Here is an 11,489-nt window from a genome sequence, read left to right as displayed (position 1 = left end):
GGCGAGCACCGGCAGTGGCCAGGACGCCCGGGGACCGCCGCGCCGCACCGGCCGGCGGCGGCGGGCCCGCACCCACCACCCGGTCCACAGCTCACGCAGGAGCAGCACCGGGGGCGACGCGACCACCAGCGCGCCGAGCAGCAGCCACGCCGGCCGTTCGAGGAAGGCGAGCAGGTGCGACGGCACCGGGTCGGCCCCGCCGACGACGTCCCGGGCGACGTGGACGGTCCCGGCGGCGACGGTGACCCCGACACCGGCCGTCCAGGCCACGGCGGTGCCCCGGACCCCACGGGCGAGCAGCACCACCGACGCGACGCACCAGCCGGCCGCCGCGCACAGCCACCAGCGGAGGAAGAGCAGGAAGAAGGCGTCCCCACCGGCGGTCCGGCCGGCCACCAGCCCGGTCGCGGCGAGGCCGGCGACGACCGCCGTACCGCCGGTCAGCAGGACCAGCGCGGCCAGCCGCCGGGGGCCGGCGGCGACCGGCACCGGCGGCATGTCCGGCGGGGATGCCGCCGGTCGTGCTGGCCGGCGGGGGCGGGCGGGTCGGCGTACCAGGAGCAGGGCGGCCAGCGGCACCGCCGCCAGGGCCACCCGGGCGGCGAGACCGGGGGTGCTCCACAGGGCCCGGTCGATCGGCCCGCTGTGCCAGGCCCAGTGGCCGAACACCAGCAGGGTGGCGGTGGTCAGGACCGCCGTCAACAGGGACGCCACCGCGAGCACCGTGGCGACCAGGGTCACCCTGCGGCGCACCCCCGACGGCACCCGCGCCGCCGCCTCGGCGAACCCGACGGCCACCGCGGCGACCCCGACCAGCACCGGCAGCAGCGCGGCGGACGCACCGAGGTGGAAGCCGGCGAGGAACACCCCGTACACCGGGCTGGTCGCCCCGTAGCCGGGCAGGAGGTATCCGCCGGCCAGGCCGAGCCCGGAGCCGAGCATCCGCGACCAGCGCCGCCGTACCGACGCGGGGCGGCGGGACCACAGCGGCACCACGACCACGGCCCAGCACACGGCCGCGACGGCCACCGCGACGTCACCGGCGCTGCCTGGCGGGACCGGGCCGACCCCGTGCGTCAGCAGCCGCAGCAGCGACTGGAAGCCGAACATCGCCACCAGGCCGACCACCACCGCGACGGTGAAGCCGTCCTCCCAGCGCGGTTCCCGGTCGAGTGCCCGGACCCGCTGCGCGCCCGTCGGGTGGCGGGCCAGCCACCGGCCCGGCCGCCACCGCCGTGCCCGGCCGGGCGGGTCATCGTCACCACCGGCGGCCGCCAGGGCGTCGCGCAGGTCGGCGTGGTCGACGGCGAACCGGTCGGCGGCGTGTTCACGGCGGCGCAGCACCGCCGCCCGCGACAGCAGCGTCCCGGCCGCGAACAGCGCGGTGACCGGCAGGGTCAGCGCGTAGTACCGGGTCGCCGGCCCCGGGTCGACCAGCACCGGCGTCACCACCAGCACCAGGACCGGCAGGATGAGCCCACCGGTCCACCGGGTCGCCGACGCCCACGTCACGTCCCGGGCCCGGACGTGCGCCAACTCGTGCAGCAGCACCAGGTCGAGCAGGTCCGGACGGCCGTACGCGTGGGCCACCGGCACCACCACCAGCGGCCGGCCGAACGGCACCGCCGTGGTGTACGCCTGCCGGACGCCGACCGGCGCGACGACGAGCCGGGGCCGACCCCGGTCGAGCCCGAGCGTGTCGCACCAGTGGTCGAAGCGTTCCCGCACCACGGCGACGCCCCGGTCACCGGCCGGGCGACGGCGCACCCGCCGCCGCACGGCGTGGCGCGCGGACAGGCCGTCGAGCAGCACGGCCACCCCGACGAGGCCGAGCACCGCCACCGCCCCGCCCGACTGGGCCAGCCCCCGGACCAGCTCGAAACCGGTGGCGCACCGGTCGTACCGCGCGCCCCGACCGAGCAGCCGGGCGGCCTGCCCGCCGTCCGGCGGGAGGTCGTCGAGTGCCGCGCACGCCTGGACCTCGCCCCAACGGCCCAGGTCGTGCACGACGAAGACGGCGTCGCCGGCCGCCACCCCCACCCCGGCCAGGCAGAGCAGCACCAGCAGGTGCAGCCAACGCAGCCGGGTGGGCCGGCCGCGACGCGGCCCGCCCACGGCCGGCGGGCCCGGCACCGCCGCAGGCCCGGACGGGACACCCGCCGGTGGCGCGGCGTCGGCGCGGAGGTCGGATGGCGCGGCGTCGGCCGGGGGTTCCGGCGTGGTCGGGGGTGGACGGTGGTCCGTGCTGCCCATGCCTCACCCGCTTCCCGCTCGGCGGCGGCAGGGCGAGCGTAGGGTGCCGGGCACCGGAGGGCTGTCGGATCTCCGATCGTCGCCGCCCGGACCACCCGAACCAGCGGGTCGCGGCGGGCCGGGTGTCGCCGCCGGATGGGCCGTCCGGCGCGCGGACGGGGTCAGTCCACGAAGGTGACCGTGGTCAGCTCGGTCAGGCCGGAGATGGTCAGGACGCTGCCCAGCAGCGGGTTCGCCACCACCCGCAACCGGTCGACGTGGGCGAACAACGCGGCGAGGGCGGCGCTGTCCAGGTATTCCACCCCGGTCAGGTCCACGGTCAGCAGGTGCCCGTCGACCACCGCGTCGGCGATCGCGGCCCGGAACCGGTCGGCGTTGCTCATGTCGATCTCACCGGCGACGGTCAGCAGCGGGGCGCCGTCGGGCTGCCGGCCGGTGGCCAGGTCCAGGGGCGTGTTCATGCGGGAATCCTCGTGTGCAGCTCGACGGTGGTGCCGGCGTCGGTGGTCCGGATGTCCACGTGCGACATCAACGCGCGCATCAGGTTGATGCCGCGTCCCCGGTCGTGGTCTATCTCGGGCACCTTCCACCGCCCGGAGTCGACCACCGTGACGAACAGGTCGGTGCCCGCAGCCACCGCGAGCAGCCGGATCAGCCCGGGCCGGGCGCCGCGGTGGCCGTGCTCGACCGCGTTGGCGCACGCCTCACCGGTGGCCACCAGCACGTCCTGGGCCAGGTGCGGGTCGGCGCCGGTGCGGCGCAGCCACTGGCGCAGGGTGGAGCGCACCGGGGCCATCTGCGACCGGTCGGCGGGGAACGACAGCTCCAGCGGAGCCGGGTGACGGTAGAGCAGCAGGGCGATGTCGTCGTACCCGCCCTGCGGGGTCATCCGCCGCATCACCCGGTCGGCGAGCTGCTCCACCCCGGCGGTGTGGTCCTCCCGGACGGCGGAGGCGGCCTGCGCGATCCCGGTGTCGAGGGACTGGCGGCGGCGTTCCACCAGGCCGTCGGTGTAGAGCAGCAGCACGGCCCGGGGCGGCACGACGCTTGTCGCGTCGGGGCGGCCACCGCGCGACGGGATGCCCAGCGGGCTGCCCCGGCCGGCGGCCAGCAGTTCGGTGTGGCCGTCGGGGTGGGTGAGGATCGCCGGCGGGTGCCCGGCGCTGCTGTAGGTCAGCTTCCCGGTCTCCGGGTCGAGGATGCCGCAGAACACGGTGGTGCAGGCCGCGCCGGGCAGCATCCGGGCGAACCGGTCCAGGGCGGTGAGCACCTGCGCCGGGCCGGACGCCTCCAGCAGCAGCGCCCGGCAGGCGCTGCGCAGCTGCCCCATCACGGCGGCGGCGGGCAGGCCCCGGCCGACGCAGTCGCCGACGACGATGCCGATCCGGCCGTCGGGCAGGTTCACCGCGTCGTACCAGTCGCCGCCGACCTCGAGGGGGCGGGTCGCCGGCTCGTAGCGGACGGCGAACCCGGCGGGGAGTTCGGCCGGGCCGAGGATGGAGCGTTGCAGGGCGACCGCCACCTCACGTTGCTGGTCGGCGGCGTGGGCCCGGTGCAACGCCTGCCCGAGCGCCCCGCACAGCAGCAGCAGGAGCATCTGGTCCTCGGTGCCGAAGCCCCGTGCCGGGTCGAGTTCGAGCCAGACCACCAGCGGGCCCTGCGGCGCGTCGACCGTGGTGCCGACGCCGGCGGGCCGGGTCCCGGTGGCCGGGTCGATGGTGATCCGCAGGGGTGGCTGCGCCCGCAGCGCGGTGACCGTCTCGCGGACCGGGTCAGACAGCTGCCCCCAGTCGGTGCCGGGGGTGGCGGTCACCGTCGGCGTGCCGTCGGGCGTCCAGTGGGTGGCGACCGCCCGGTGGGCCTGCCAGAGCTGGCGTAGCTCCTCGACGCCGGCGCGCAACGCCTCGCTGGTGCTGGCCGCCCGGGACAGCCGCTGGTTGAGGGTGCTGAGGGCGGTCTCCCGCTGCACCGCGTACCGTTCGGCGGTGACGTCGCGGATGGTGCCGACGACCATCCGCCGTCCCTGGTCGTCGGTGACCGCGTTGAAGGCGACCGCCGTCCACAGCCGGTGCCCGTCGCGGTGCCGCAACGGCACCACGAACGATCCGTGGGCGACGGTCATCGCCTGGGCGAACGCGTCGGCCACCAGCCGGTTGGCCGAGGCGTCGGCGACGTCGTCGGGCCACCACGGGTAGCGGGGACGGTAGGGCAGGCCCTCGGGGCCGTACCCGAACAGCTCGGCGAAGGCGGTGTTCATCTCCACCAGCGCGCCGTCGGCGTCGAGGACGAAGAACCCCTCCTGCAACGAGTTGATCATCGCGGCCCGCCAGTTGGCGTGGTGGTTGCGCAACCGGGCCAGGTCGACGTTGGCCCGGACCCGGGCCAGCAACTCCTCGGCGGAGAACGGCTTGACCAGGTAGTCGTCGGCGCCGGCCTCCAGCCCCTCGACGGCGGCCTCCTGACCGGCGCGGGCCGACAGCAGCAGCACCGGCACCCCCATGGTGCGGGGTTCGGCGCGCAGCGCGGCGACCAGTTCGAGGCCGTCCAGGCCGGGCATCATCACGTCGCTGACGATCAGGTCGGGCGGTGCGGTCCGGGCCCGGGCCAGCGCGGCGAGCCCGTCGCCGACGGCGGTGACGTCGTAGCGGGACCGCAGCAGCCGGTGCAGGTACTCGCGCATGTCGGCGTTGTCGTCGGCGATCAGCACCCGGGGCCGGTCCGCGCCCGGCAGGTCGACCGGCGACGGCTGCGGCACCGGGCGGTCGTCGGTGTCGGCGGCTGGCAGCCAGCGCAGCGCCTCCTCGACGAACGGTTCGGCGCTGTCCGACGGCACCGGCGCGCCGACGCCGGTGACGACGTGCTCGGCGGGCAGGTGGGCGACGCCGTACGGCAGCCGTACGGTGAAGGTGGTGCCGACGTCCGGGGTGCTGTCCACGGTGATCGTGCCGCCGTGCAGGCCGACCAGTTCCCGGACCAGGGCCAGGCCGATGCCGCTGCCCTCGTGGGAGCGGGACCGGGCCTGCGGCACCCGGTGGAAGCGCTCGAACAGCCGGGGGATCTCGTCGGCCGGCACCCCGATGCCGGTGTCGACGACCTGCACCGTCGGCGTGCCGTCACGTTCGGCCACCGCGACCCGGATGCCACCGTGGAAGGTGAACTTGAGGGCGTTGCTGAGCAGGTTGAGCACCACCTTCTCCCACATCGCCCGGTCGACGTGCACCGGCCCCGACAACGGCGGGCAGTCCACGTCGAGGGTGAGGCCGGCGCGTTCGACCGCCGCCCGGAACACGCTGGCCAGCTCGGCGGTGAACCGGGACAGGTCGACGGGCTCGTAGCTGGCCTGCATCCGGCCGGCCTCGATGCGGGAGAAGTCGAGCAGCGCGGTGACCAGCTTGCCCAGCCGCAACGCGTTGCGGTGCATGACGTCCAGCTCGTCGCGGACCTGCGCGTCCCCGTCGCCCAGCCGGGCCCGCAGCTCCTGCAACGGGCCGCTGATCAGCGTGAGCGGGGTGCGGAACTCGTGGCTGATGTTGGAGAAGAACGCCGTCTTGGCCCGGTCCAGCTCCACGAGCTCCTCGGCCCGCTGCTGCTGCACCTCGTAGGCGACCGCGCCGTTGATCAGGGCGGCGCTCTGCTGGGCCACCAGGTCGAAGAAGGTGCGGTAGCCGTCGTCGAGCGCCCGGCCGGCGCTGGCGGCCAGCACGATGACGCCGATGTCCTCCGCGCCGGTCTCGCCGTGCAGCGGCAGCACCATCGCCTCGGTCGGCGCGGTCTGCCACCCGCCGGCCGGCAGTTCGCCGGCCCGGTCGACGAGGTCGGTGACGTGCGCCGGGCGACCGTCGGCGAGCACCCGGGCCACCGGCCACACCGCCACGGCGGACCCGGCCACCCGGTCGGCCTCGCCGGCTCGGGTGCTGGCGGTCAACCGTAGGTCGCCGTCGCGGGCCCGCAGGTACACCGCCGCGTACGGCACGTCGGCCCCGGCCCGGCCGAGCGACCCGGCGACCAGTTCGCACGCCTCACCGACGGTACGGGCGGTGCCGGCCTGGGCCCCGAGGTCCTGCAACGCGGCGAGCCGCCGCTGGCCGATCACCCGTTCGGTGGTGTCGCTGACCGCGGTGAACACGCCGCGCACCACACCGTCGTCGTCGTGCAGCGGGCTGTAGGAGTACGTCCAGTAGGTCTCCTCCCAGTAGCCGTGCCGGTTCATCGGCAGCAGCAGGTCCTCCGACCAGGTCGCCTCGCCGGTCTCCACCACGCCGCGCAGCATCGGCCCGATGATGTGCCAGATCTCGCCCCACACCTGGTCGCCGGGCTTGCCGAGGGCGGGGTGTTTGCTGCCGAGCAGCGGGCCGTAGGCGTCGTTGTAGAGGAACCGCAGCTCCGGGCCCCACCAGACGATCATGGGGAACCGGGAGGTCAGGCAGATCCGGGTGGCGGTGCGCAGGCTCGCCGGCCAGCCGTCGACCGCGCCGAGGGAGGTGGCGGGCCAGTCGAACGCGCGCATCCGGGCCGCCATCTCGCTGGCGCCGGTGAACACCGAACGCCCCGCCTCAGCCTCGGCCATCGCCGCCCTCCCGCACGTCTCGCGCAGGGACGACCGCGTGTCCGCGGTTCGTCGCCGGCCACCGGCAGAGTCTCCTGCCGTTGCGGCACAGCATGCCGCATGCGTCGCCGGAGCAGAAATCGGGCGGGGCGTACGAGCCGGCGGACGCCCGTCGTTCCCGGCCTAAGCCCCGCACCGGACAAGTCGGTTTCGGGAAAGTTTCGGCTGTCCGACCCGCGCCGGACACCGGCCCGCACGCCCGCCCGGCACTGCCCGACGGGCCGGTGCCGGACGGTCGCACCGCCGCGACGACCAGGGTGTCGCCCGACCTCCGAAACTTTCGGGCTATGCTGCCGACGGGCGCACGACTGCGGAGGAGATGGGCATGGCGGAGGACCGGGCGACGCTGTCGGAGATCGCGACCGCCGCGGGGGTGTCCGTGCCCACCGTCTCGAAGGTGCTCAACGGTCGACCCGACGTCGCCCCGGCGACCCGGCGTCGGATCCAGGACCTGCTCGACCGGCGGTCGTACACCGCCCGCCGGGCGCCGTCGATGCCCGGCGCGGCCGGCCTCATCGACCTGGTCTTCCGGGACCTCGGCAGCCCCTGGGCGATGCAGATCCTCGACGGCGTCGAGGAACTGGCCTACCGGGCGGGCGTCGGGGTGGTCGTCTCCGCCGTGCACGGCCGCAGCCGCACCCGCCCCGACCGACGGTGGATCGAACAACTCTCCAAGCGCCGCTGCGACGGGGTGCTGCTCGTGCTCTCCGACCTGTCCCCCAGCCAGCAGGGTCAGCTCGACGAGCTGGGCATCCCGGTGGTCATCATCGACCCGGCCGGTCAGCCCGGCGCGGGCATCCCGTCGGTGGGGGCGACGAACTGGTCCGGCGGGGTGGCCGCCGCCGAACACCTGCTCGACCTGGGTCACCACCGGATCGCGGTGATCGGCGGCCCGCCGACGGTGCCGTGCAGCCGCGCCCGGGTCGACGGGTACCGGGCCGCGATGAACGCGGCCAACCGCAAGATCCCCGCCGGGTACGTCCGGCACGGCGACTTCACCTCCCCGTCGGGCTACCGGGAGATGAACGCCCTGCTGGACCTCGCCCAGCCGCCCACCGCCGTGTTCGCCTGCGCCGACGAGATGGCCCTGGGCGCCTACGAGGCGCTCTACGAGCGCGGCGCGCGGGTCCCCGACGACATCAGCATCGTCGGCTTCGACGACCTCGACTCGGCCCGCTGGGCGGCCCCGCCGCTGACCACCGTGCGTCAGCCGCTGGCCGAGATGGCCGGCATGGCGACCCGGATGCTGCTCTCCCTGGTGGCCGGGGAGGGGCTGGACAGCCACCGGATCGAGCTGGCCACCCCGCTGATCGTGCGGCACAGCACCCGCCGGCTGGCCTGACCGGCGGGGCTGTCCACCCCGGCGGCCTTCCCCGCCAGGGCGGGAGCGGGACCGTCCGGGGCACCGGTCGTGGGGTCAGCGCGGCAGGGAACGGGCCAGCCGGAAGCCGACGTCGTCGATCCGCAACGTCGGGTGGCTGCGGCGGCGTACCGAGGCGCGGCAGCTCCAGTGCTCGTCGAACCAGCCGCCCCCGCGCAGCACCCGGTAGCCGCCGTACACCTCGGCGTCGTAGACGTCCCAGCACCACTCCCAGACGTTGCCGAGCAGGTCGTACAGGCCCCACGGGTTGGCGGCGCGGTCGGCCACCGGGTGCGGCCGTTCCCCGGAGTTGTCCCGGTACCAGGCGATCTCGTCGAGCGGGCCGTACCGGGGACCGGTGGTGCCGGCCCGGCAGGCGTACTCCCACTCGGCCTCGGTCGGCAGCCGGTAACCGTCGGCGCCCGGGTCCCAGTCCGCGCCCTCACCGTCGTCGTGCAACCGGTACGCCGGGGTCAGCCCCTCCTGCCGGGACAGCGCGACGCAGAAGCGCACGGCGTCCACCCAGGACACCCCCTCGACGGGCAGCCGGTCGCCCCGGGTGCTGCTCGGCCGTTCCCCGGTGACCCGGGCGTACCACCCCTGGGTGACCGGGACGACGCCGAGCCGGTACGCCGCCACCCCGACCGACCAGCGCCGCCGGGTACGCCGGTCGGACAGGGTCACCTGCCCCGCCGCGACGGTCACCATCGCGGTCAGCGCGTCGTCGTCCACGGCCGCCGAGCCTACCGAGGGCGGGCGGCGCAGCCGGGACGGGCCACGGTGCCGGTCAGCCGACGGCCGCCGCCGCGGCACGACCGGCGGTGCGGCCGGAGAAGAGGCAGCCGCCGAGGAAGGTGCCCTCCAGGGCGCTGTAGCCGTGCATGCCCCCACCCCCGAAGCCGGCCACCTCGCCGGCCGCGTACACCCCGGCCAGCGGTTCGCCGTCGGGGCGCAGCACCCGGGCGGACAGGTCGGTGTGCAGCCCGCCGAGGCTCTTGCGGGTGAGCACGTGCAGTTGCACCGCGATCAGCGGGCCGGCCGCCGGGTCGAGCAGCCGGTGCGGGGTGGCGACCCGGATCAGCCGGTCACCCCGGTAGCGGCGGGCCCCCCGGATCGCGGCGAGCTGGGCGTCCTTGCCGAACGGGTGGGCGATCTCCCGGTCGCGCGCCTCGACGAGGCGGGTCAGCTCGGTCGCGTCGAGCTGCGGCCCGTCGGTCTCGGCGGCCAGCTTGTTCATGCCGGCCACCAGCTCGGGCAGGGTGTCGGCGACGACGAAGTCGGCCCCGTGCCGCTTGAACGCCTCGACCGGGCCGGGCGCGCCCGGCCGGACGCGTTGCAGCACCTGCCGGACGCTGCGGTTGGTGAGGTCCGGGTTCTGCTCGGAGCCCGACAGCGCGAACTCCTTCTCGATGATCCTCTGGGTGAGCAGGAACCAGCTGTAGTCGTGGCCGGTGGCGCGCAGGTGCCGCAGGGTGGCCAGGGTGTCGAAGCCGGGGAACAGCGGCGCCGGCAGCCGGGCCCCGGTGGCGTCGAGCCAGAGCGAGGACGGGCCGGGCAGGATGCGGATGCCGTGCCCCGGCCAGATCGGGTCCCAGTTGCGCAGCCCCTCGGTGTAGTGCCACATCCGGTCCGGGTTGATCACCTGCCCGCCGGCGGTCTCGGTGTTGGCGAGCATCCGGCCGTCGACGTGGGCGGGGACGCCGGTGACCATCCGGGTGGGCGGGGTGCCGAGCCGGGCCGGCCAGGCCCGCCGGACGAGGTCGTGGTTGCCGCCGATGCCGCCCGAGGTGATGATCACGGCCTGGGCGTCGTGCTGGAAGTCGCCGACGACCTCCCGGGAGCTGCTCTGCCCCCGGGGCGCGTCGTCGGGGGCGAGCAGCGCGCCGCGTACCCCGGTGACGGCTCCTGCGGTGGTGACGAGTTCGTCGACCCGGTGCCGGAACAGCAGCGTCACCCGGCCCTGCGCGACGGCCTGCCGGACCCGCCTGGCGAACGGCTCGACCACGCCGGGGCCGGTGCCCCAGGTGACGTGGAACCGGGGCACCGAGTTGCCGTGCCCGTGGGCCGCTCCCCCGCCCCGCTCGGCCCAGCTCACCACGGGGAACACCCGGTGGCCCATCGACCGCAGCCAGGCCCGCTTCTCCCCGGCGGCGAAGTGCACGTACGCCTGCGCCCATTGGCGCGGCCAGTGGTCCTCGGGCCGGTCGAAGACGGCGCTGCCGGTCCAGTCCTGCCAGGCCAGCTCGACCGAGTCGCGGATGCCCATCCGCCGCTGCTCGGGCGAGTCGACGAAGAACAGCCCGCCGAACGACCAGAACGCCTGCCCGCCGAGGTTGTGCTCCGACTCCTGGTCCAGCAGCAGCACCCGGCGGCCCGCGTCGGCGGCCTCGGCGGCGGCGACCAGGCCGGCCAGGCCGGCGCCGATCACGATGACATCCGTCTCCATGCGCCGACCCTAGGTAGCTTGATGCCAAAATGATCCATGCCGGGGCGCAGTATTCACCCCCGGAATTGTCACCCGGATGACAAAGGATGGCCGGTCGTGTCGGACGCCCTGCTCGACATCGAGCCCGGTCTCGCCGGTCTCGCGCCGTCGGTCGGCGACCACCTGCGGGAGCTGCGCGGGCCGCTGCACGGGCGGATCCTCGCCACCGTCCGGGCCGCGATGGCCGCCCAGGGCCGGTCGCTGACCGGTGGGCAGGGTCAGGGCCTGGCGCTGGGCGTGCAGACGGCCGTCGACACCTTCGTCGACGCGGTCGCCGACCCGGGCCGGGAACTGACCGGGACCCGGGAGGTGTTCCACGCCCTGGGCCGCACCGAGTACCGCGAGGGGCACCGGGTGGACGCGCTGCGGACCGTGCTCACCCTCGGGGCCCGCGACATCTGGGCCTTCCTGGTGGAACACGCCGCCGCGCAGACCGGGCCCGCCGGCCCGGCCCCGGCCGACCTGTACGTGATCGCCGGGGCGCTGTTCGGCTACGTTGACGCGCTGGCCGGGGCCGCCGCCGAGGGGTTCCTCGCCGAACAGCGCGACACCGCCCAGGACTGGGCCACCACCCGACGCCGCCTGGTCACCCTCCTGGTGCAGCCCGACCCGCCGGCCGGGGCGGTGCTGCACGCCGCCGCCGACGCGGCCCGCTGGCCGTTGCCGGCGACCGTGGCCGTGGTCAGCGTCGACGGCACCGACGCCGAGCACGTGGCCCGGAGCATCGGCGCGGGCGCGCTGGCCGCCGTCGTCGGCGACGCCATCCGGGTGGAGATCGGAAGAGC

Annotated in this window: 7 protein-coding genes; 2 read left to right on the top strand and 5 right to left on the bottom strand. The window is 75.6% G+C overall.

Going from position 1 to position 11,489, the window contains the following annotated elements; translation table 11 throughout:
* The 3 genes from H1A17_RS31425 to H1A17_RS31415 all read right to left on the bottom strand — a co-directional run.
* The coding region (locus tag H1A17_RS31425; RefSeq protein ID WP_194823580.1) for a M48 family metalloprotease at positions 1 to 2,253 on the bottom strand (2,253 nt) is incomplete at its 3' end.
* 161 nt (positions 2,254 to 2,414) lie between these two features.
* A complete protein-coding gene (locus H1A17_RS31420) occupies positions 2,415 to 2,714 on the bottom strand; it encodes an STAS domain-containing protein (RefSeq protein WP_145920079.1) in 300 nt (99 codons plus the stop codon).
* Positions 2,711 to 6,820 (bottom strand): SpoIIE family protein phosphatase, encoded by a 4,110-nt coding sequence (locus H1A17_RS31415; protein WP_194823579.1) that lies wholly within the window; start codon positions 6,818 to 6,820, stop codon positions 2,711 to 2,713. The genes H1A17_RS31420 and H1A17_RS31415 overlap by 4 nt, the downstream gene beginning before the upstream one ends.
* Before the next feature lie 364 nt (positions 6,821 to 7,184).
* On the opposite strand from H1A17_RS31415, the gene H1A17_RS31410 reads away from it, so the two are divergent.
* Positions 7,185 to 8,201 carry a LacI family DNA-binding transcriptional regulator gene (locus H1A17_RS31410; RefSeq protein WP_145920081.1) on the top strand — a complete coding sequence of 339 codons (1,017 nt, stop codon included), beginning with the start codon at positions 7,185 to 7,187 and terminating at the stop codon, positions 8,199 to 8,201.
* A gap of 75 nt (positions 8,202 to 8,276) precedes the next feature.
* Here the strand turns inward: H1A17_RS31410 and H1A17_RS31405 are convergent, their stop codons facing one another.
* Positions 8,277 to 8,927, bottom strand: coding sequence for a formylglycine-generating enzyme family protein (locus H1A17_RS31405; RefSeq protein ID WP_145922850.1), 651 nt, complete (start codon positions 8,925 to 8,927; stop codon positions 8,277 to 8,279).
* 79 nt (positions 8,928 to 9,006) lie between these two features.
* The gene (locus tag H1A17_RS31400) at positions 9,007 to 10,665 is read right to left on the bottom strand and encodes an FAD-binding dehydrogenase (protein ID WP_194823578.1); all 1,659 of its coding nucleotides are present in this window, start codon (positions 10,663 to 10,665) and stop codon (positions 9,007 to 9,009) included.
* 96 nt (positions 10,666 to 10,761) lie between these two features.
* Between H1A17_RS31400 and H1A17_RS31395 the strand changes: the two genes are divergently transcribed.
* On the top strand, positions 10,762 to 11,489 hold a 728-nt coding region (locus H1A17_RS31395), incomplete at its 3' end, for a hypothetical protein (RefSeq protein ID WP_228544594.1).

The sequence above is a fragment of the Micromonospora sp. S-DT3-3-22 genome (assembly GCF_015354745.1).
Taxonomy (GTDB): domain Bacteria; phylum Actinomycetota; class Actinomycetes; order Mycobacteriales; family Micromonosporaceae; genus Micromonospora; species Micromonospora wenchangensis.
This window is presented reverse-complemented; position numbering and strand designations above follow the sequence as displayed.

Bases quoted from the DNA above. Each gene is read 5' to 3' on its own strand.
- H1A17_RS31415 (WP_194823579.1), bottom strand. From the start codon at position 6,820: ATGGCCGAGGCTGAGGCGGGGCGTTCGGTGTTCACCGGCGCCAGCGAG.
- H1A17_RS31410 (WP_145920081.1), top strand. From the start codon at position 7,185: ATGGCGGAGGACCGGGCGACGCTGTCGGAGATCGCGACCGCCGCGGGG.
- H1A17_RS31400 (WP_194823578.1), bottom strand. From the start codon at position 10,665: ATGGAGACGGATGTCATCGTGATCGGCGCCGGCCTGGCCGGCCTGGTC.
- H1A17_RS31420 (WP_145920079.1), bottom strand. From the start codon at position 2,714: ATGAACACGCCCCTGGACCTGGCCACCGGCCGGCAGCCCGACGGCGCC.
- H1A17_RS31405 (WP_145922850.1), bottom strand. From the start codon at position 8,927: ATGGTGACCGTCGCGGCGGGGCAGGTGACCCTGTCCGACCGGCGTACC.